23 protein-coding genes are annotated in these 21,662 nt (G+C 31.5%); 22 read left to right on the top strand and 1 reads right to left on the bottom strand.

What is annotated here, in order from left to right:
• The first annotated feature begins 94 nt into the window (after nucleotides 1–94).
• The 4 genes from DMR38_RS18840 (at nucleotide 95) to DMR38_RS18825 (ending at nucleotide 3,577) form a co-directional block, all read left to right on the top strand.
• Nucleotides 95–1,216 carry a permease gene (locus DMR38_RS18840; RefSeq protein WP_127722924.1) on the top strand — a complete coding sequence of 374 codons (1,122 nt, stop codon included), beginning with the start codon at nucleotides 95–97 and terminating at the stop codon, nucleotides 1,214–1,216.
• Complete coding sequence (locus DMR38_RS18835) at nucleotides 1,213–1,974, top strand: TIGR03943 family protein (protein ID WP_175413068.1); 762 nt, start codon at nucleotides 1,213–1,215, stop codon at nucleotides 1,972–1,974. The genes DMR38_RS18840 and DMR38_RS18835 overlap by 4 nt, the downstream gene beginning before the upstream one ends.
• Before the next feature lie 255 nt (nucleotides 1,975–2,229).
• Nucleotides 2,230–2,721: a flavin reductase family protein gene (locus tag DMR38_RS18830; protein ID WP_127722920.1), complete on the top strand. Its 492-nt coding sequence runs from the start codon at nucleotides 2,230–2,232 to the stop codon at nucleotides 2,719–2,721.
• A gap of 22 nt (nucleotides 2,722–2,743) precedes the next feature.
• Nucleotides 2,744–3,577, top strand: coding sequence for an MBL fold metallo-hydrolase (locus DMR38_RS18825; protein ID WP_127722919.1), 834 nt, complete (start codon nucleotides 2,744–2,746; stop codon nucleotides 3,575–3,577).
• Nucleotides 3,578–3,721: 144 nt separating this feature from the next.
• Here DMR38_RS18825 and DMR38_RS18820 read toward each other — a convergent pair whose 3' ends face one another.
• The gene (locus tag DMR38_RS18820; protein ID WP_127722918.1) at nucleotides 3,722–4,717 is read right to left on the bottom strand and encodes a YeiH family protein; all 996 of its coding nucleotides are present in this window, start codon (nucleotides 4,715–4,717) and stop codon (nucleotides 3,722–3,724) included.
• A 107-nt stretch (nucleotides 4,718–4,824) separates the two neighbouring features.
• On the opposite strand from DMR38_RS18820, the gene DMR38_RS18815 reads away from it, so the two are divergent.
• From DMR38_RS18815 to lpdA, 18 genes are all read left to right on the top strand, one after another.
• The gene (locus DMR38_RS18815; protein WP_127722916.1) at nucleotides 4,825–5,697 is read left to right on the top strand and encodes a LysR family transcriptional regulator; all 873 of its coding nucleotides are present in this window, start codon (nucleotides 4,825–4,827) and stop codon (nucleotides 5,695–5,697) included.
• Nucleotides 5,698–5,986: 289 nt separating this feature from the next.
• Nucleotides 5,987–6,208 (top strand): hypothetical protein, encoded by a 222-nt coding sequence (locus tag DMR38_RS18810; protein WP_127722914.1) that lies wholly within the window; start codon nucleotides 5,987–5,989, stop codon nucleotides 6,206–6,208.
• A 111-nt stretch (nucleotides 6,209–6,319) separates the two neighbouring features.
• Nucleotides 6,320–7,150: an Mrp/NBP35 family ATP-binding protein gene (locus DMR38_RS18805; protein ID WP_127722911.1), complete on the top strand. Its 831-nt coding sequence runs from the start codon at nucleotides 6,320–6,322 to the stop codon at nucleotides 7,148–7,150.
• 280 nt (nucleotides 7,151–7,430) lie between these two features.
• A complete protein-coding gene (locus DMR38_RS18800) occupies nucleotides 7,431–7,784 on the top strand; it encodes a NifB/NifX family molybdenum-iron cluster-binding protein (RefSeq protein ID WP_127722909.1) in 354 nt (117 codons plus the stop codon).
• A gap of 30 nt (nucleotides 7,785–7,814) precedes the next feature.
• Entirely contained in the window at nucleotides 7,815–8,645 is an 831-nt protein-coding gene (locus DMR38_RS18795) for an ATP-binding protein (protein WP_127722907.1), read from the top strand.
• The gene (locus DMR38_RS18790; RefSeq protein WP_127722905.1) at nucleotides 8,636–9,481 is read left to right on the top strand and encodes an ATP-binding protein; all 846 of its coding nucleotides are present in this window, start codon (nucleotides 8,636–8,638) and stop codon (nucleotides 9,479–9,481) included. The genes DMR38_RS18795 and DMR38_RS18790 overlap by 10 nt, the downstream gene beginning before the upstream one ends.
• A gap of 70 nt (nucleotides 9,482–9,551) precedes the next feature.
• On the top strand, nucleotides 9,552–9,908 hold the full coding sequence (locus DMR38_RS18785) for a NifB/NifX family molybdenum-iron cluster-binding protein (RefSeq protein WP_127722903.1): 357 nt from the start codon (nucleotides 9,552–9,554) through the stop codon (nucleotides 9,906–9,908).
• Between the two features lie 236 nt (nucleotides 9,909–10,144).
• Nucleotides 10,145–10,600, top strand: a complete 456-nt coding sequence (locus tag DMR38_RS18775) for a DUF134 domain-containing protein (protein WP_127722899.1) — start codon at nucleotides 10,145–10,147, stop codon at nucleotides 10,598–10,600.
• Nucleotides 10,601–10,688: 88 nt separating this feature from the next.
• Nucleotides 10,689–11,036: a NifB/NifX family molybdenum-iron cluster-binding protein gene (locus DMR38_RS18770; RefSeq protein ID WP_127722897.1), complete on the top strand. Its 348-nt coding sequence runs from the start codon at nucleotides 10,689–10,691 to the stop codon at nucleotides 11,034–11,036.
• A gap of 364 nt (nucleotides 11,037–11,400) precedes the next feature.
• On the top strand, nucleotides 11,401–11,811 hold the full coding sequence (locus DMR38_RS18760) for a universal stress protein (protein WP_127722895.1): 411 nt from the start codon (nucleotides 11,401–11,403) through the stop codon (nucleotides 11,809–11,811).
• A gap of 536 nt (nucleotides 11,812–12,347) precedes the next feature.
• Complete coding sequence (gene cooS / locus DMR38_RS18755; RefSeq protein WP_127722893.1) at nucleotides 12,348–14,243, top strand: anaerobic carbon-monoxide dehydrogenase catalytic subunit; 1,896 nt, start codon at nucleotides 12,348–12,350, stop codon at nucleotides 14,241–14,243.
• A 298-nt stretch (nucleotides 14,244–14,541) separates the two neighbouring features.
• Nucleotides 14,542–15,318: a carbon monoxide dehydrogenase accessory protein CooC gene (locus tag DMR38_RS18750; RefSeq protein ID WP_175413145.1), complete on the top strand. Its 777-nt coding sequence runs from the start codon at nucleotides 14,542–14,544 to the stop codon at nucleotides 15,316–15,318.
• Nucleotides 15,319–16,995 carry a formate--tetrahydrofolate ligase gene (locus DMR38_RS18745; protein WP_127722891.1) on the top strand — a complete coding sequence of 559 codons (1,677 nt, stop codon included), beginning with the start codon at nucleotides 15,319–15,321 and terminating at the stop codon, nucleotides 16,993–16,995.
• A gap of 20 nt (nucleotides 16,996–17,015) precedes the next feature.
• Nucleotides 17,016–17,648 (top strand): cyclodeaminase/cyclohydrolase family protein, encoded by a 633-nt coding sequence (locus tag DMR38_RS18740; protein ID WP_063600847.1) that lies wholly within the window; start codon nucleotides 17,016–17,018, stop codon nucleotides 17,646–17,648.
• Nucleotides 17,649–17,750: 102 nt separating this feature from the next.
• Nucleotides 17,751–18,605 carry a tetrahydrofolate dehydrogenase/cyclohydrolase catalytic domain-containing protein gene (locus tag DMR38_RS18735; protein WP_127722889.1) on the top strand — a complete coding sequence of 285 codons (855 nt, stop codon included), beginning with the start codon at nucleotides 17,751–17,753 and terminating at the stop codon, nucleotides 18,603–18,605.
• Nucleotides 18,606–18,632: 27 nt separating this feature from the next.
• Nucleotides 18,633–19,283, top strand: coding sequence for a methylenetetrahydrofolate reductase C-terminal domain-containing protein (locus tag DMR38_RS18730; protein WP_127722887.1), 651 nt, complete (start codon nucleotides 18,633–18,635; stop codon nucleotides 19,281–19,283).
• 22 nt (nucleotides 19,284–19,305) lie between these two features.
• Nucleotides 19,306–20,187 (top strand): methylenetetrahydrofolate reductase, encoded by an 882-nt coding sequence (locus DMR38_RS18725; protein WP_127722885.1) that lies wholly within the window; start codon nucleotides 19,306–19,308, stop codon nucleotides 20,185–20,187.
• A 34-nt stretch (nucleotides 20,188–20,221) separates the two neighbouring features.
• Nucleotides 20,222–21,604: a dihydrolipoyl dehydrogenase gene (lpdA, locus tag DMR38_RS18720; RefSeq protein ID WP_127722883.1), complete on the top strand. Its 1,383-nt coding sequence runs from the start codon at nucleotides 20,222–20,224 to the stop codon at nucleotides 21,602–21,604.
• Nucleotides 21,605–21,662 lie beyond the last annotated feature (58 nt).

Here is a 21,662-nt window from a genome sequence, read left to right as displayed (position 1 = left end):
GAAATTAGTGTCTAACTCTTATTTTTGTTCTATTATGCATTTAATATAAATATTATAATTTAGTATAAACGTAATAGAGGGAGGTAAAGTACAATTGATAACTCAAAATGATAAATTGGGAAAAAACTTTCTTATAATGATTATTTTTATGCTTGTTTTTCCTATTTTGTTTTCAAGCATTTCAATATTAATGCTATCAATTCATTTTTCACTGCCTAATATTCAATTTAAATCTTTAACAGATAATAAAATGTTACAAGGATTTTCAACAATTTTTTTAAGTATAATTTTGGAGGCATTTCCTTTTATAATGGTTGGAACAATATTGGCATCTATAATTCAAATATTTGTTACAGAAGAAACTTTAGCTAAGATAATACCTAAAAACAAGTTTTTGGGATTATTAAGTGCTGCTTTAATAGGATTAGTATTTCCTATTTGTGATTGTGCAATTGTTCCTGTTGTAAGAAAATTAATAAAAAAAGGTATGCCATTACATATAGGTATTACTTTTATGCTTTCCGTACCTATAATAAATCCAGTAGTACTTGCTTCAACTTACTACGCATTTTCAAATAATATTTACATAGTTATTATGCGTGGTGGATTAGGTATTATTGGGGCAATGATTATTGGTAATGTGATTAGCATTATATGTGATAATAGTTCTGTATTAAAAAAGGTAGACATGGATTTCCAACATCATCACAGGCATTATCATCATCATGATAGTGATTGTCAATGCGGATGTGGACATTCCCATTATAATTCAGGTAAAAAACATAATATAGGATTAACAATTATGGAAGTAGTGGATCATACAACTATAGAATTAAATGATGTTGGAAGGTTTGTAATTATTGGTGCATTTCTATCTTCACTAATGCAAACAGTTGTACCAAGAAAATATATTTTATTAGTTGGACATGACAAAATATATTCCATACTTGTTATGATAGGTTTAGCATTTTTATTGGCAGTATGCTCTGAAACTGATGCATTTATTGCAAGAACATTTGTTGGGCAATTTACTACAGGGTCTATTATAGCTTTTCTTATATTTGGGCCAATGATTGATATAAAAAATACACTTATGTTAAGTGAGACTTTTAAAAGTAGATTTATAATAAAACTGATTTTTGTGATTTTTACAGTTTGTTTTATTATAGGAGCAGTAGTTAACTACTTACCTTTTAAGGAGGGATTGATATTGTGAAATTGAACAAAAGTGAATTTAAATGGTTTGTAATACTCATATGTTTTACTTATTATGTTTACAACTTACTTTCATCCGGGAAAATTTATCTTTATCTTAATCCTAAAATGATAAAATATGTTCGCTTTTCTTTCATTACTTTTCTTATACTCACCATTTTTCAACTAAGAAGACTTTTTATACCTACACAAATCAACAAAAGAAAGGTTTATTTTTGTGTGTTTTTAGTTCCATTGTTTTTAGGTATTTACATAAATCCGCAGGGATTAAATGATGAACTTATTTCAAAAAAGGGTGAAGTAGTAATGAAAAATAGCATAAGTAAAAACATCTCAACTTCCCAAACTCAATCAAAAAGTATTCAGAAAGATACTCCAAAAGATAATATTTTAGTTGTTGATGGAAAAAATTTTACTCATATAGCAGATGATATTTGTTATAATAATCCAAACAAATATAAAGGTAAAGATATAATTATAACAGGTTTTGTATTTAGGGATGGTGCAAATTCTAAAGATAAATTTTTAATTGCAAGATTAATGATGGTTTGCTGTGCTGCTGATACAGAGGTTACAGGATTAGTATGTGATTGGAATAAAGCTTCTACATTAAAAAATAACAAATGGATTAAAATCACAGGGAAAATTGATGTAGAAACTGAAAATATTAACGGTGAAAAGTCCAGTACTCCTGTTATAAGAGTTGAAGGTGTAGATTCAGCTCAAAAGCCACAAAATCAATATATATATCCAGAATAGCTTTAATATAAGGAAGAGAAGTAATAAAAAAGCCTATACATTTTATAATGCATGGGCTTTTATACTATAAATGAGAAGAAATAAATCTATAGATGTTTTCATATTGGCATTTGACAATAATTATGCATAGATGTATTATGAAAATAGCAAATGCCAATATATAAACAGTAATTAAATTTGTTACAAATAAAAGAATTAAGCTAGAAATTGCATTAAAATTTTTGGCAATACTATAAATAATGGAGGAATATTATTATGGAAAAAATTCAAGGAAATATGAAGTCATGTCTTCAACCGATGCCTAAAATATTAGTTTCTTGTAGGGATGTAAATGGTAAGAATAATGCACTAGCAGTAGCATACTGTTGTAACTGTAGTTATGACCCACCAATGATTATGGTAGGTATTGTTCCATCTAGATATTCTTATAAAATGATAAAAGAAACAGGTGTTTTTGTAGTAAATATTGTTACAAAAGAACAAAAAGAAATGTTTGAATATTTAGGTAGTCATAGCGGCAGAAATGAAGATAAATTTTCAAAACTTAATATTAAAGTTGACGAAGGAATAAAGGTAAATGCTCCTTTATTAGCAGACTGCCCTATAAACATAGAGTGTAAGGTAGAGGATTCTATAGTTACTGGTTCACATGAAATGTTTGCAGGAAAAATTGAATATGTTCATGCTGATAAAGAGATGATTAAAGATAACGGAGATATTGATTTTTCTAAAATTCAACTTCTTTAATTTAAATGAGTTGGTGATTAAAATGAATTTTAAAATAGTAACTCTCATAGAAAATAAACCTGGTGTTGATCCCAAATTATATAGTGAACATGGATTATCACTTTACATAGAAGTTAATGGATTTAAAATATTGTTTGATACTGGCCAAAGTGGAAATTTTATTAAAAATGCTGAAAGATTAAATGTTGATTTAAATAATTTGAATTATGTTATTTTAAGTCATGGTCATTATGACCATAGTGGAGGTTTTAAAAAGTTTGTAGATAAAGTTAAAAGCCCATATAAATTAATTGTAGGGAAAGAATTCTTTAATAGAAAATATAAATTTACAGAAGAGAAAACTTACAAGTATATTGGCAATTCCTTTAATGAAGAATTTGTTAATAAAAATAATATTCCAATAAAATATGTTGAAGAAGATATATTTTACATTAACAAAGATATAATGATATTTTCCAATTTTAACAAAAATAATGATTTTGAATTAACAAACCCCAAATTTCAAATAAAACAAAATAGAAACTATACATTGGATGATTTTTCAGATGAAATAGTATTAGTAGTTAAGCTTGATAAAGGATTGATGGTTATAGTTGGTTGTTCTCATGTAGGAATAATTAATATTTTAGAGACAATTATAGAAAAGACGGGTATGCCAATCTATGGTATTGTGGGAGGAACCCATTTGCTAGAAGCTAATGATTTAAGGTTAAATAGTACAATTAAGTTTATAAAAGAAAAGGATATACGAGTTTTAGAAATGTGTCACTGTACAGGAGAAAAAGCCATTAAAGAAATGAAACTTCAATTAAAAAAAAGATTCTTATATAACAACACAGGAAATGTAATTATCTAGATTTAATATTAAAAATATTAAAGGGCAATATACAACCTTTTAGTAAAAGTTTTTTACTAAAAGGTTGTATATTGCCCCTAAAATATTGTTTTTAAAGATTTTTATTATGATGTTTTAAGATCAATGTTAATCAAATTTCTTTCTCTAAAAAATTCCCATTATAAAATGTTGAACTCCAAGTGAAGTAAGTGCTAAAACTACCCAGCATGTAAAGCCTAATAAAATTGGACTTAAACCATTTTTTACAAGTTTTATAATATTAGTATTTAATCCTACAGATACCATTGCCATTACAATAATAAATTTTCCTGTCTCTGATAAAAATGTAGTAAATACAGTTGGCAGAGGAATAAATGTGCTAATTATTGATGCAGCCATAAAACCAAGTACGAACCAGGGAAATATTTTACTTAGCCTATAAGATCCTTCTTTATTTTTGGCTTCTTTCTTAGAAGTGTAAATAGCTAGCACCAATGTAATTGGAACGATAGCCAGGGTTCTTGTGAGTTTTACTATGACTGCAAGATTGCCTGCTGCATTGCTGTAGGAATAACCAGCGGCTACTACAGATGAAGTATCGTTAACAGCTGTCCCAGCCCAAAGACCAAAGCATTGATTACTCATGCCAAATAAATGTCCGAGGAATGGAAATAAAAAGGCTGCAATGGCATTAAAAAGAAATATGGTTGATATGGAATGGGCAACTTCCTGTTCATTTGCATTAATAACAGGAGCTGTTGCTGCAATAGCTGAACCACCACATATGGAGGAACCAATACCTATTAAAGTTGCCGTTTTCCCATTTATCCTTAATAATTTACCTACAATATAAGCAGTAATAAATGCTGCTGTTAGTGTGAAAGTCATTAAAAGAATTGTTTGTTTTCCTACTTTAAAAACATTAAAAAGATTCATGCCAAAACCTATAAGGATAATGGAATATTGAAGTAATTTTTTTGCAGTATAGGTTATACCTTCGTTAAAACAGCTTGGCCTTTTCCAAAATGCTAAAACCATTCCAAATAAAATTCCAAGCACAGGACTTCCTATAATAGGAAAAGCATTTCCAAGTAGCCATGCTGGAATAGCTATAATTAGTGCAAGTATAATTCCTGATACTTTATTAGTTATTGTTTTCATAATATCTCCTCCTATCTGCCATTCATAATACACCTTGACATTACATAAGTAAAATATTATTATTTAATTAATATAATAAGTATATACTAATGCATAAGGAGAATATTATGACTTTAAGACATTTTAAAATATTTGTTGCTGTATGTGACAAAATGAATATGACTAAGGCTTCTGAAACACTTTTTATGTCTCAGTCAGCAGTTAGTCAGGCAATTTCTGAACTTGAAAATCACTATGGTATACGACTTTTTGAACGGCTTTCAAGAAAACTTTATTTGACTCAGGCAGGAGAAAAACTAATGAGTTATGCTAGATATATTATTAAGTTAAATACAGAATTAGAAAATGATATGAAGACTTTGCATGAAAATGGATCTATACGTATTGGTGCAAGTGTTACTGTTGGAGCTTATGTTTTACCTAAATTTGTTTCACATTTTCAAAAAGTATATCCAGAAACTGATATACAAGTGTATGAAGAAAATACCACAAAAATTGAAAAAATGCTTCTTCACGATGAAATTGACATAGGTCTTGTAGAAGGAGAAACGACAAATTCAGATATTTTAAACAAACCATTTATGGATGACGAATTGATACTTATTTGTGGAGCTTGCCACAGATTTGCAAAACTTCCTTATGTGGAACCTTGCGAACTTCAAAAAGAAAAATTTATTATTCGTGAAAAAGGAAGTGGAACTCGTAAGACATTTGAAGATAAAATGATAGAAAATGAATTAACATGGAAGGCTTCATGGATATGTAACAATACTGATACCATAAAAATTGCAGTTGCAGAAGGATTAGGAGTGTCAGTTATTTCTAGAAATTCAGTGACAAATGAATTATCCTCTGGTACCCTTTGTGAAATACCTGTTAAAGGTATTAAATTTAAAAGAAAGTTTAAAATCATATATCACAAGAACAAATATTTAACAGAGACAATGAAACGTTTTATAGATTTATGTACAATAAAGTAGTAAGGTTATAAATGAATTTACAATGCACCATGCACAATTCACAATTAGGGATAATTTTCTTCCGTTAAAACTTCAGAAAATCTAAAATATAGCACCATTGAAGCAAAGCTTCAATAAGCTTTAAAAAGTTTCAAATTTAAAATTTTTAGCAGCACAGCGGAGAAAAATTTACCGAAATTGTGAACTGTGAACTGTGAATTATGAATTCATTTAGATCGTAATTTTTTTATATTAAGTCAAAATCCTATATAAGCGAAAGTTGAGTAATAAAAAAGGAGTGTAGATTATAATGTATGATTTTGAAAAAATGAGTATTTCTGAATTAGAAAAAAAGCTTGCAGAACTTAAAGACTCTCTTGAAGATATAGAAGAAGAAAGATCACTTGTACTAGGACAGAGAGGTATTCATTTATCTAGTGCTACAGTAGGAAAATATGAAGCAGAGATAGAACAAATAAATAAACGCATTAATGAGTTAGAAGAATTATTGCGGAAAAAACGCTGTGATTGATATTTTGGGTTAAATACAAAAATGAGTATTATAATTGGCATTTGATAATAATTATAAATGGAGTTATTATATAAGTAGCAAATGCTAATTATAAATTTAGGAGATGATTTCATGTCAGAATGTAATTCATGCCCATCTAATGGGGGATGTGATAAGGATAAGCAAAAATGTATGATTGAAAATAATCCTTTAAACAAAGTAAAAAAAATTATTGGCGTTATGAGTGGAAAAGGTGGAGTAGGAAAATCCTCAATTTCAGTTCTTATTGCAAAACGTTTAAAGGAACTGGGATATAGCACAGGTATCTTAGATGCGGATATAACAGGGCCAAGTGTACCAAGGCTTGTTGGTCTAAAAGACAAAAAAGTTATTTCAGATGGGGAATTAATGCATCCTGTAGATACAGATGATGGTATAAAAGTTATGTCTTTAAACTTATTAGTGGACAATGAAAATGATCCTGTTATTTGGAGAGGACCGATGATTGGTGGTGTAGTTAAACAATTTTGGACAGATGTACTATGGGGAGAACTTGATTATTTAGTTATTGATATGCCTCCAGGAACAAGTGATGTTGCACTGACAGTTATGCAGTCTATTCCTATAAATGGAATAGTTATGGTATCTGTTCCCCAGGATCTAGTTTCAATGATAGTTTCAAAAGCTGTAAATATGGCAAGGGCAATTAATATTGATGTATTAGGTGTTATTGAAAATATGAGCTATATAACTTGTCCGGATTGTGGTAAAAAAATAAAACCATTTAATGGAGAAAGCACAACTAAGTTTTTAGAAGAAATGAATTTGAAGCTTTTAGGAGAAATTCCTGTTTTAAATAGCGTAGGTAATTTATCAGACCCTACATATAAAAATGAAGATGAAGACCTTGAAAAGGTTTTTTATCCTATCGTTGATAACGTAATGAAGAGTTTAGAAAAATAAAGACAAATACTTATAAATTACCCGTAACCGTTTTGCAGTTACGGGTAGATTTTTTAAGCATATTCTGATGAAGTTAATTTAAAACAAAATAGTTTAAAGGGAGTTATGGGTATTTGAATATAAATTTATAAAAATATAAGTTATTGGCATTTGACAATAACTTATATTAGTGATAGTATTAAAATAGCAAATGCCAATAACGTAACTGAGATATGAGTTTATTTTAGAATATAGTTCATATCTATAGCAAAAGTATAATTGAAGATTTGGAGGGATAGTGATGAAAATAGCAATTTCATCAGCAGGAAAAAATGCTGAAGATTTACTTGATAGTAGGTTTGGAAGGTGTAAGTACTTTCAAATTCATGACACTGAAAGTGGAGAAATTAAAATCATAGAAAACAAAGGTCAAAGTTCAAGTGGAGGAGCAGGTATTGCTGCATCTAATCAATTAATAGATGAGAAAGTAAATGCTATTATTACAGGAAATCTTGGCCCTAATGCATTTGAGCTTATTCAAAAATCAGGAATCAAAGCTTATAAGTGCAGTAGTATAGATATAAACTCAGTTCTTCAGAAGTATAAAAATGATGAACTTGAAGAAATAAAAATTTCTGGTCCAGCACACCATTGAAGAATTTATTAAGTTGGAGATGAGTGTATAGTGAATATAGCAGTACTTAGTGGAAAAGGAGGAACAGGAAAAACTACAGTATCTACTAATCTTGCTCTTGCTTTAAGGGCAAATTATGTAGATTGTGATGTAGAAGAACCAAATGGTTTTCTGTTCCTAAAACCTAAAGTAGATATAGTAGAATCGGTGAAAGTAGAATATCCAATAATAGATGCCCGTAAATGTACTGTCTGTGGTTCTTGTGCAAATGCATGTCAATTTAATGCCCTTGCAAAAGTGAAGGATGATCTTTTTCTTTTTCAAAAGTTGTGTCATGGCTGTGGTGCTTGTGAAATTGTATGTAAATACAATGCTGTAACTTATGGTAAAAGAGAAATAGGGAAAATTGAAAAAGGGACATCAAGAGATATAAGATGCAGTAGAGGAATTTTAAATATAAGTGAACCTATGGCAGTACCTGTTATTAAAGAATTACTTGAGAATTTATCAGGAGAAGTTAATTTAATTGATTGTCCACCTGGAACTTCCTGTAATGTAATAAATACTTTAAAATATGCTGATGCTGCAGTGCTTGTTACAGAACCTTCAGAGTTTGGACTTCATGATTTAAAAATGGCTGTAGAACTTGTGAAAATGTATAACATACCTTTTGGTATAGTTATAAATAAAGACGATAAAAAGGACAATATAATAAAAAAATATTGTAAAGAAGAAAAAATTACGTTACTAGGTACTATTGACTATAGTAAGGATACAGCAATACTTTATTCTAAGGGCGAAATATTATATGATGATTTACATCACAAAGCAATATTTGATAAACTTTCACAGAAGATAAGGGAGGTGTTAGCTTGGAATTAGTAGTTGTAAGTGGAAAAGGTGGAACAGGAAAAACTACTATTGCAACAGCATTAGCTGAAATTGCAAAAGATGTAATAAGGATAGATTGCGATGTAGATGCCCCCAATCTTTACATGTTTTACAAAGGAAAAGATATAGAAAAAAAAAGTTTTATAGGTGGGAAAAAGGCTTCTATAAATGAATCTATGTGTAAAAAATGTGGAAAATGTGAAACCATATGCAAATTCCAAGCTATAACAGACTTTAAAGTAGATTTATTTGAGTGTGAAGGTTGTGGTTCATGTACATTAGTATGTCCTCATAATGCTATAGAATTAAAAGATCAAAATGTAGCAAATACTTTCATTACTGAGTTAGATAAAGGAATAATTTCAAGGGCAGAAATGAAAATAGGGGGTGATGGGTCAGGAAAATTAGTAAACTATTTAAGAAAAAATGGTAAAAAGTTTAATTGTGATGATAAGCTAACTATAGTAGATGGATCACCTGGTATTGGATGTCCTGTAATATCTTCTGTAGCAGGTAGTGATGCAGTGTTAGTTGTTACAGAGCCTACAAAATCAGGCCTTGAAGATTTAGCAAGAGTAGTAAACCTATGTAAACATTTTGAAATTTTTACTATGGTATGTATAAATAAATATGATATAAATGAAGAAATAACTAAAAAAATAGAAAATTTTGTATTTTTGCAAAATTTAGAGTTGGTAGGCAAAATTCCTTATGATGATACTGTTATGAAGTCCATAAATGAATTAAAACCTATAACTTTTTATAAGGAAAGTATGGCAGAAAAAGCTATTGAAGATATGTGGAATACTATAAAAAGCTTTTTCTAAATTTTTAGCATTAAGTATAAAATTAATAAAAATTATAAATTATCAATTAAAATATAAGGAGGAAATTTAAATGAAAATAGCAATTGCAAGTGATGGAAAGTATGTAAGTGGACATTTTGGACATTGTGAAGGTTTTACAATATATGATGTAGATAATGGAAAGGCATCTCAGGGACAATTTACTGCAAATCCAGGACATAGACCAGGATATCTTCCAGTGTTTTTAAAAGGTTTAAATGTAAATGTAATTATTGCAGGAGGTATGGGAGAAACAGCACAACAGTTATTTAATGAAAATCAAATTGAGGTAATAGTTGGTGCACAAGGTTTATGTGATGATATGGTACAAAAATATATTAAGGGTGAATTAAAATCCACAGGAAGTATTTGTGAGGAACATAAATACGAAGGACATTGTAATGAATAATCATTTCATGAATTAGGAATAGTAAAAGAAATGAAAATATTTAGTAGAAAACTCCTGCATATGCATTTTAAATGTTTTAATTGTAATAGTATAATTGATATAGATAGTCAAAGTTTAAACTTTGACTATGTGAGATTAAATCAAGTAATTCTTAGGTTCAGATGGAGTTTAAAACTCAATCTGATACCAAGAACTCTGTTTATAGGATTATGTAGTAAATGCAGGGAGGAGTTAAAATGCCAAGGCCAACAAAGTTTAGAAGAGTAGAGTTTTTCCCGGAAAATACTTATTTTGTACCCTGGGGAAAACATAAGTGTGAAATTGAGGAAATTGTTTTAAAGGTAGAAGAACTTGAGGCAATGAGGTTAAAGGATATTGAAGAATTAAATCAAGAAGAATGTGCTCAAAAAATGCAGGTATCCAGGCAAACCTTTCAAAACATCATAGATAGTGCCAGAAAAAAAGTAGCTGTTGCCTTAACAGAAGGAAATGCCATAAGAATAAATGGAGGTAACTATACTACAACCTATTGTAAATTTAAGTGTTTACATTGCGGTAATGTATATGAAATAAAATATGAGCAAGATAGATATACTTGTCCTATTTGTGGTTCAGAAGAAGTTATATGCAATAAAAAGGCAAAATTCTGCAGAAAATGGTGTAGAAATATGAAGAGTGATAATAACGTCTAATTGTGGAAAAACTATTTGAAAGTATTGCAAATAAGACTAAAAATGCTATAATTAAAATAGCATATGACAAAAATTGGAGGGAAAGTTTATGAAAATAGCATTACCTAATAACGGAAATATGGTTAACCAACATTTTGGTATGAGTCAGAGTTTTGTAATTGTGACTGTTGAGAACAATAAAATTGGAAATGTTGAAGAAGTATCTACAGTTCAGTTAGCTCATCAACATGAGGGACTTGCAAATTTACTAGTAAAACATAATGTTGATTTAGTAATAACTGGAGGTATTGGCGGAGGAGCTTTGATGGGATTGCAGCAGTGTGGTCTTAAAGTAATAAAAGGGGCATCTGGGGAATACAAAGATGTTGTTCAAAGTTACATTGATGGAAAATTAGAAGATAAAAATGAGCTTTGCAATCACCATTGTGAACATTAGGTCTGCAATTTTGATTAAATAGCTAAACACTAAAATAAATTAATATCATAATTAAAAAATAGTCCGCAGTGTTTTTTATCCGATGACTACCTGTGCTAATACTCCCGCTCTTTTCCAAGTGGGAGTAAAGAGCATCTACGTCTCTGGATGACAATTTCTAAGCATCAGATGGATTTAAAATTTCATCTGATGCTTAGAAATCTGTTTATAATAATAGACATTGATGGGCTATTTTATTGTTATTGAATAAAATCATAAAAGGAAGAGATATAAATAATAAAATTTTATAAAAGCAGGAAAGATAGGTTCTAATATAGAATAATATAAGTATAAATATTTACTAAATGAGAAAGAGGTGTTTGGTATGGCAAAAACTAAAATATTAATACCTTTAGATGGAACTGACAGGAGTATGCATTCTCTTGATCTATTAAAAAAAATGTTTAAGAAAGATGAAGTAGAAGTTACACTTATGAATGTTTCAGAAATAGTTATAGTAAATGATATGGTGATTACGGATAAAGTTGATAGGGCACGTGAAACAGGAGAGATTGTTTTAGACAGGGCAGAAAAAGAACTCCAGGGATATATTGTAAACAAGTTTTTTGATTTTGGATATGCTGGAGATGAAATATTAAAAAAAGCTTCACAGGATAATTTCGACATAATAATAATGACTAAGTCTACTAAAAAGGGATTAGCTAGGATGGTTGGTTCTGTTACTAGTAAAGTTGTTAAAAATTCGCCAAAGATAGTCATAATAGTTCCAGAATAGTTTAATTTAGTAATTGGATTAAGTTTCCAAACGCTTGTTAAATATATACCAAACTAGTATAGATATTTTTTAAAATACTAGATTTGAACAAGTAGCAGCTTACCTAAAAAAAGTTAAAAAAATTTTTTGATTTTTTTAAAAAGTCCTTTTCAAGTTGTACATTATTATGGTAATATGTAATTGAAGAAGTTATATAGTAATATTGTAAACGTTTCTTGAATTTTTTACATCCATGTAATGCTTGAAAAACTAAAATATGTCACACGCAATTGTATATTTCAAATAACAATATTTATTTTCTCATTAAATTCACAAATAATTTATTAATAACCAAGATTATACTTAAATGGATGTTTATTTTTTAACATTTTTTATAGTAAATATATTTATTTTATGTAGTAAAAAGGTTATAATTATAATTGTATTTATTACAATTAATTAAAATAAAAAAATAGGGTTTTAGGTAAAATTAAGTTATTTTAAGAAGTAATTACAACAAAAATTGAAGTTATTTCTTTAAGGAGGGAATTATTAAAATGGAAGAAAAAGCAAAGTCAATTGATCAGGCTACTTTACAATTATTGGACAAGGCAAAAAAGGATGGAGTAAGAACTGCTTTAGATAGAAAAGCAGACATGAAGGTACAGTGTGGATTTGGGTCAGCAGGAGTTTGCTGTAGAAATTGCAGCATGGGTCCTTGTAGAGTAAGTCCAGTACCAGGAAAAGGTGTAGAAAGAGGTATATGTGGTGCTACAGCAGATGTAATTGTATCTAGAAATTTTGCAAGAATGGTTGTAGGCGGAGCTGCTGCACATTCAGATCATGGTAGAAGTATAGCACTTAGCTTATACCACTCCAGTAAAGATGGAGACATAAAAGTTAAAGATGAAAAGAAATTGAAAGAAGTTGCAAAAATATATGATGTAGAAACTGAAGGAAGAGACATATATGACATAGCTCATGATGTAGCTAAAAGAGGATTAGATGATTATGGTAGACAAATGGGAGAAGTTAAGTTGCCACCTTCTCTTCCACCAAAGAGAAAGGAAATATGGGATAAACTTGACATAGTTCCAAGGGCAATTGATAGAGAAATAGCTGCAGTTATGCATTCAACTCATATAGGATGTAATGCAGATGCAGAAGCTATGATTAAAATGGCTATGAGATGTTCACTAGGTGATGGATGGCTAGGATCATATATGGCTACAGAATTTAGTGATATAATGTTTGGAACACCTAAGTCAATTGAGACAGAAGCAAATCTTGGAGTACTTGAAAAGAATTCTGTAAATGTAGTTTTACACGGACATGAACCTCTTCTTTCAGATATGATAGTAGAAGCAGCATCAGATCCAGAACTAGTTGAACTTGCTAAATCAGAAGGTGCTGATGGAATAAATTTATGCGGAATGTGCTGTACTGGAAATGAAGTTTCCATGAGACATGGTATTAAAATAGCAGGAAACTTTATGCAGCAGGAATTGGCTGTAGTTACAGGAGCAGTAGATGGACTTATAGTTGATGTACAGTGTATTATGCCAGCACTAGCAAAATTGTCCAAGTCATATCATACTAAGTTTATAACGACTTCACCAAAGGCACATATCACAGATTCAACTTATATCGAATTTGATGAAGAACATCCACTTGATTCTGCTAAACAGATTTTAAAGGAAGCAATATTAAACTTTAAAAATAGAGACAACAGTAAAGTAATGATTCCTGAATTGAAATCAAAGGGAATTGTAGGATACAGTGTTGAAGAAGTAATAAATAAATTGGATAAAGTTGTAAACACGCAAATAGGACCAATGCAAACTGTAAAACCTTTGGCAGATGTTTTAACATCAGGAGTATTAAGAGGCGCTGCAGGTGTAGTTGGATGTAACAATCCTAAAGTTACTCATAATTCTGCACATATTGAGACTATAAAGGGATTAATAAAGAATTATGTAATAGTTGTTGCTACAGGTTGTGCAGCTCAAGCAGCAGCAGAATATGGATTAATGCAATTAGAAGCAGCAGAAAAATATGCAGGACCAGGACTAGCTACTGTATGTAAGCTTGTTGGTATACCACCAGTACTTCATATGGGTTCTTGTGTTGATATAAGCCGTATATTAGACTTGGTAGGTAGAGTAGCTAATTTCTTAGGTACAGATATGAGTGATCTTCCAGTTGTAGGTGTAGCACCAGAATGGATGTCAGAAAAAGCTGTTTCTATAGGTACTTATGTAGTAACTTCAGGTATAGACACTTGGCTTGGAGTAACACCTCCAGTAACAGGCGGTCCAGAAGTTGTTGACATTCTTACTAATAAGATGGAAGACTGGGTAGGAGCTAAATTCTTTATAGAAACAGATCCTAAGAAAGCAGTTGAACAAATGGTTAATAGGATGAATGAAAAACGTAAAAAATTAGGTATCTAATAATAAAGATAAGCAATTGTCATGCCAAAGTTAAAATGGCTTAAAAGCTAAGTTTGATTTTGCATGGCTCAATATGATATAAAAATGTGTTCTCAAAATGATATGGAGCCAATATTTCATATCATTTTGAGAAGAATTTTGATTTATAGATGGTATAATGTAGAATAAAAATTATAATTTATCTACAAATACATAAATTATAAGGGAATATATTTGCAGATAAAAGTATATATTAAGTTTGTATTTTAAATAAATTATATAAAATGGTTGTTCAAAATGGGAGGGACTACATATGAAAATGAAAATGGCTATAACAGGCAAAGGTGGTGTAGGTAAAACTACATTTTCAGCGATAATGAGTAAAATATATGCAGAAGAAGGATATAATGTTTTAGCTGTGGATGCAGATCCTGATCCCAATTTGGCGTTAGCATTAGGATTTCCAAAAGAGATAGCAGATGAGATTGTTCCGATTTCAGAAATGAAAAAGTTAGTAGCAGAGAGAACAAATTCTACTCCAGGATCCTTTGGAAAAATGTTTAAAATAAATCCTAAAGTTGATGATATACCAGAAAGATATTGTAAGGAATACAAAGGTGTAAGACTTTTAACTATGGGAACAGTTGATACAGGCGGAACAGGTTGTTTCTGCCCGGAAAATGTTTTGCTTAAAAAACTCACGTCACATTTAATGCTCCAAAACAAAGATATCGTCATAATGGATATGGAAGCAGGTATTGAACATTTGGGAAGGGGAACAGCACAAGGTGTAGATGTATTTATTGTTGTTGTAGAACCTGGAATAAGAAGTATACAGACGTTCAAGCATGTTAAAAAATTAGCTAAGGATATAGGAATAGAAAAGATATTTGTGGTAGCAAATAAAATTAGAAATAAAGCGGACGAAGAATTTGTATTGGAAAATGTAGATGAAAAAGAATGTCTTGGATTTATACATTATAGTGACACAGTTGGAAGTTCTGATAGAGTCAATCAATCTCCTTACGATTCCAATGAGGAAACTGTTAAGGAGGTAAAAAATATAAAACAAAAATTAGAAATGGGGGTTTTTTAAATGACTTATAAATCAGACATCGAAATAGCTCAAGAATGCACAATGAAGGACATTAAGGAAATTGCAAAGAAATTAAATATTTCCGAAGATGATATTGAATTGTATGGTAAATACAAAGCAAAGGTAAATTACAACTTGTTAAAGACTACACCTAGTAAGAATGGAAAACTTATATTATGTACAGCTATAAACCCAACACCTGCTGGAGAAGGAAAAACTACTACAGCAATAGGTGTAGCAGATGCATTAAATAGAATGGGAAAATCTGTTGTTGTTGCACTTAGAGAACCATCTATGGGACCTGTATTTGGTATAAAGGGTGGAGCTGCCGGCGGTGGGTATGCTCAAGTAGTACCTATGGAAGACATAAACCTACACTTTACAGGTGATATACATGCACTCACTGCTGCTAATAATTTACTTGCAGCAATGATAGATAATCATATATATCAGGGCAATAAACTTAACATAGACCCAAGAAGAATTGCTTGGAGAAGATGCGTAGACATGAACGACAGACAGCTCAGGTTTGTAGTTGATGGATTAGGCGGAAAAGCCAATGGTACACCTAGAGAAGATGGATTTGATATAACAGTTGCTTCAGAAATAATGGCTATATTCTGTTTATCAAGTGACATAATTGATTTGAAGAAGAGAATTGCTAAAATAGTTGTAGGATATACTAGAGATGGCAAACCTGTAACAGCTCATGATTTGAAAGCTGAAGGAGCTATGGCAGCACTTCTTAAAGATGCATTGAAACCAAATCTAGTACAGACTCTTGAAGGAACACCAGCATTTGTACACGGCGGACCATTTGCGAATATAGCTCATGGATGTAACTCAATAATGGCTACTAGAATGGCTCTTCACTTTGGTGAATATGTAGTTACGGAGGCAGGCTTCGGTGCTGACCTAGGTGCTGAAAAATTCTTAGATATCAAGTGCAGAATGGCAGGATTAAAACCAGATGCAGTAATAATAGTTGCTACAGTTAGAGCATTAAAATACAATGGCGGAGTTCCAAAGGCTGATTTAAATAATGAAAACTTAGAAGCTCTTGAAAAGGGACTTCCAAATCTATTAAAACATGTAGAGAATATAACTAAGGTATATAAATTACCAGCAGTAGTTGCGTTAAATGCATTCCCTACAGATACACAGGCAGAATTAAAATTAGTAGAAGATAAATGTAAAGAATTAGGTGTAAATGTAAAATTATCAGAAGTTTGGGCTAAAGGCGGCGAAGGTGGAATAGAAGTTGCCAAAGAAGTACTTAGACTTATAAAAGAAGAGAAAAATGACTTCCAGTTTGCTTATGATGAAAAATTACCAATCAGAGATAAAATAAGAGCAGTAGCTCAGAAGATATATGGTGCTGATGATGTTACTTTCACAAGTCAGGCAGATAAAGAAATTGACGAGCTTGAAAAATTAGGATTCGGTCAAACTCCAGTATGTATAGCAAAGACCCAATACTCCTTAACTGATGACCAAACTAAACTTGGAAGACCAACAGGATTTAATATTACAGTAAGACAGGTTACAATTTCTGCTGGAGCAGGTTTTGTAGTTGCAGTAACTGGTTCAATAATGAAGATGCCAGGTCTTGGAAAAGTTCCATCTGCTGAAAAAATAGATGTAGATGAGAATGGAGTAATAAGCGGATTATTCTAAAACATTTAGGAGGAAACAATATGAAATTAGCAGATAAAAGTTGCACAGATTTTATAGAAGTTCTTGCATCTAAAGCTGCAACTCCTGGTGGAGGCGGAGGATCAGCTATTACAGGTGCTATAGGAATGGCACTTGGAGGCATGGTATGTAACCTTACAATAGGAAAGAAAAAGTATGCACAGTATGATGAAAAGGTAAAAGGCATACTTAAAAGATCTAATGAGCTTCAAGCAGAGCTTTTAAAGATGATGGATGCAGATGCAGAGTGTTTTCTACCACTTTCAAAGGCTTATGGAATGCCGAAAGACACTGAAGAGCAGAAAAAAATAAAAGAAGAAACTCTAGAAAAGTGTCTAAAACAAGCATGTAGTGTTCCAGTAAGTATTGTTAAACAAGCTTATGAAGCAATAAAACTCCATGAGGCACTTGTAGATAACTGTTCCAAACTTGCAATAAGTGATGTTGGTGTAGGAGTTCAGTGTCTAAGAGCTGCTATTATTGGAGCACAGCTTAATGTCATAATCAACATTAATTCCATTAAAGATCAGGAATATGTTAAAAAGGTAAAAGCAGAGACGGAACCTTTAGTTGAAGAAGGCATTAAGATTGCAGATAAGGTATATGAAAAAGTAGTTAGTGCACTTTCCAAATAAAATTATTATTCTCCGGAGGAAACTTGAGTTTCTTCCGGAGGCACTTGTAAATTAGTTTAGTATGGTACAGATAGCTAATTTTAATATGAAGGAGATATAAGTATGGGTCAGATAATTAAAGGTAAACCAGTGGCAGATGCTATAAGTGAAACTTTAACTAAAGAAGTTAATGATTTAAAGGTAAAGGGTATTACTCCAAAACTTACATTAGTAAGAGTTGGAGCAAACGGAAGTGACCTTGCTTATGAAAAAGGAGCTCTAAAAAAGTGCGAAAAAATTGGAATAGAGGCAGTTGTTAAAGAGCTACCAGCAGATATATCACAAGACAAGTTTATTAAAGAATTGAAAAAAATAAATGAGGACAAGACTGTAAATGCAATAATGGTATTCAGACCATTTCCTAAGCAATTAGATGAAAGCGTTATAAAATATATAATCGCCCCTGAGAAAGATGTAGATTGCTTTAGTCCTGTAAATGTTGCTAAATTGATGGAAAAAGATACAACAGGGTTTGCACCTTGTACACCATCTGCTGTTATAGAAATTCTTAAGCATTATGAAGTTCCTATGAAGGGAAAAAATGCAGTTATAGTAGGAAGATCAATGGTAGTTGGAAAACCAGCGTGCATGCTCTTATTAAATGAAAATGCTACAGTTACCGTATGCCATTCAAAAACTACTGATATGCCAAAGGTTTGTTCCCAGGCAGACATACTGGTAGTAGGCATAGGAAAAGCTAAAATGATAGATTCAAAATATGTAAAAGATGGTGCCGTAGTTATAGATGTAGGCATAAATGTAGATGAAAGTGGAAAGTTATGTGGAGATGTAGATACAGAAGACTGTGAAGCAAAAGCTTCAATGATAACACCAGTTCCTGGAGGAGTAGGCTCAGTTACGTCATCTATACTTGCACAGCATATTGTAAAAGCCTGTAAGCTACAAAATAACCTATAAACCTGTGAAATAAATGGAGGAATAAATATGATTATTTCAGAAAAAAAATCTTTTGATGAATTATTGGATTACCTTAAGGACAGTGAAAAAGTAGTAATCACAGGATGCTCTTTATGTGCAACTACTTGTAAAGTAGGCGGAGAAGAAGAAGTATTAGCAATGAAAGCCAAGTTAGAAGAACAAGGTAAAAAAGTTTTAGGATATAAAATACTTGACCCTTCCTGCAATCTTTTAAAAACAAGAAAAGATTTAAAGTCCTTAAAAGCTGAATTAAAAGAAGCAGATGCAGTTGTATCTCTAGCTTGTGGTGATGGGACTCAAACTGTAGCAAAATTAGTAAAGATTCCCGTTTATCCAGGTAATAACACTATGTTTATAGGTGAAGTAGAAAGAGTTGGGCAATATGCAGAAGCTTGTAAAGCTTGTGGAAGTTGTCAGCTTGGATGGACAGGAGGAATATGTCCAATTACAATGTGTGCAAAGGGACTTTTGAATGGACCTTGCGGTGGTGCAAGAGATGGTAAATGTGAAGTTGATCCTGAAAATGATTGTGCTTGGATATTGATATATAACAAATTAAAAGAACTAGGAAAGCTAGACAATCTAGACAAGATAAGAGACCCAAGAGATTATCAAATAAGTGCTCATCCTAGAAAAATAAATTTAAATGCTAAGTAGTAATCAGAAGGGGGATTAAAAAATGAGCTTATTGAAGGAAGCTTTTGAAAAGGGAGAGTTTGCAATTACAGCTGAAATGGCACCTCCAAAGGGAACGGATCTTTCTCATTTAATTGAATGTGCCAAAAAGATAAAAGGAAGAGTTCAAGGAGTTAATGTAACGGATTTCCAATCTGCTACGTTAAAAGCTACATCTTTAGCTACTTGTAAAGTATTAAAAGATGCAGGATTAGAACCTGTATTTCAAATAACAGGAAGAGATAGAAACAGAATAGCAATTCAGGGAGAATTGTTATCTGCGGGTGTTTTTGGAATTGAAAATGTTTTAGCTCTTACTGGAGATTATACTGCTACAGGAGATCACCCTGGTGCAAAGCCAGTTTATGATCTAGATAGTGTTGGAATATTACAGGTGGCAAGCATTTTAAATGGTGGAAAAGACATGGGTGGAACTGATTTAAAAGGGAAACCAGATTTCTTTTTAGGGGCCTGTGTTACACCTAGATATGATCCGTTAGAGCTTCAAGTTATAAAGATGAAGAAGAAAATTAAAGCTGGAGCTAAATTCTTTCAAACTCAAGCTGTTTATGATATGGAAACTTTAAAGAAATTCAAAGAAGAGACTAAAGCTCAAGGTGTAGATGCTAAAGTTATGGTAGGCATAATACCTTTAAAGTCGGCTGGTATGGCTAAATACATGAATAAAAATGTACCTGGTATATTCGTACCTGATGAACTTATAGATAGAATGAAGAATGCTGAGGATAAAGTTCAAGAAGGCATAAAGATAGCAGGAGAATTTATAAAGACCGTAAAAGAATCAGGACTTTGCGATGGAGTTCATATAATGGCAATTGGTGCGGAAGAAAATGTGCCATTAATATTGGACGAAGCAGGATTATAAAAATATAGGATTAAAAAATAAGGGGCGATTAGAAATGAAAGTAGTTGTAATTGGTGGAGGACCAGGAGGATATGTAGCTGCACTGCAAGCTGCTATTTTAGGTGCAGATGTTACTGTAGTTGAAAAGAAATATGTAGGAGGGACTTGTTTAAATGTTGGATGTATACCTACAAAAGCATTACTTGCTTCTACAGATATTTTAAGTGCGGTAAAACAAGCATCAAAATTTGGAATTAATATTGAAGGTGAAGTAAAACCTGATTTTGATGCAATTATGCAGAGAAAAGATAAAGTGGTAGATCAACTTGTAAAAGGTATAGAATTTATGTTTGAACATAGAGGAGTAAAGCTTGTAAGGGGAGCAGGAAAACTTATAAGCAATAAAGAGGTAGAGGTTACAAAGCAGGATGGATCTAAAGAGTCCATAACGGCAGATAAAATTATACTTGCTACTGGTTCTGTACCTGTTACTCCTGGAGTATTCAAGTATGATGGTAAAAAGGTTATAACTTCAGATGAAGTTTTAAATTTGGAGAAACTTCCAAAGTCAATGATACTAGTTGGTGGAGGTCCTATAGGATGTGAAATAGGATTCTTCTTGAATAGTATGGGAGTAGAAGTTAAGGTAGTTGAAGCTCTTCCACATCTTGCACCGCTTGAAGATGAAGATGTTGCAAAACAACTTCAGAGAATTTTTAAACAGCATAAGATAAAATATTTTGTAGGTGATGGTATAACTAGTGTAGATGTTAAAGGTGATACAGTAACTGCTACATTAGGAAGCGGAAAAGTTTTAGAGGCTGAAACACTTCTTATAGCAGTAGGAAGAAGGGCTTATGCTGATGGCTTAGGTTTGGATGATATAGGTATTAAAAAAGATCAAAAAGGAAGAATAATTGTAAATGAATATTTAGAAACTAATGTAGAGGGAGTTTATGCAATAGGTGATTTAATTCCTACTGCTGCTCTTGCACATGTAGCTTCAAGAGAAGGTATTGTAGCTGTTCAAAATGCAGTTTTAGATAAAAAGAAGAAGATGAGTTACAAAGCAGTACCTGGCTGTACATTTGTAGAACCAGAAATAGCTTCTGTAGGTATGAAAGAGAAAGATGCTGAAAAAGCAGGAATCGAGTACAAGGTTGGAAAATTTGATTTTAGAGGACTTGGAAAAGCTCAAGCTATGGGTAAATTCCAGGGATTTGTAAAGATTATTACAGATGAAAAGGACGTAATAATTGGAGCTGCTATTGTAGGTGATAGGGCAACAGATATGATTTCAGAATTAGGTGTTGCTTGTGAGCTTGGTTTAACAGCAGAACGAGTTGGTGAAGTTATTCATCCACATCCAACTTTGTCTGAGGCAATGATGGAAGCTCTTCATGATGTACACAAACAATGTGTTCATTCTGTTGATTAAATTGTTTAATGTGTATAGGGTTATCGTGCCCTATACATATAATATATAATTAAAGATG

It is taken from the genome of Clostridium sp. AWRP, from assembly GCF_004006395.2.
GTDB lineage: Bacteria > Bacillota > Clostridia > Clostridiales > Clostridiaceae > Clostridium_B.
Note: the sequence above shows the minus strand (reverse complement) of the source record. Positions and strands in the feature narration are given on the sequence as shown.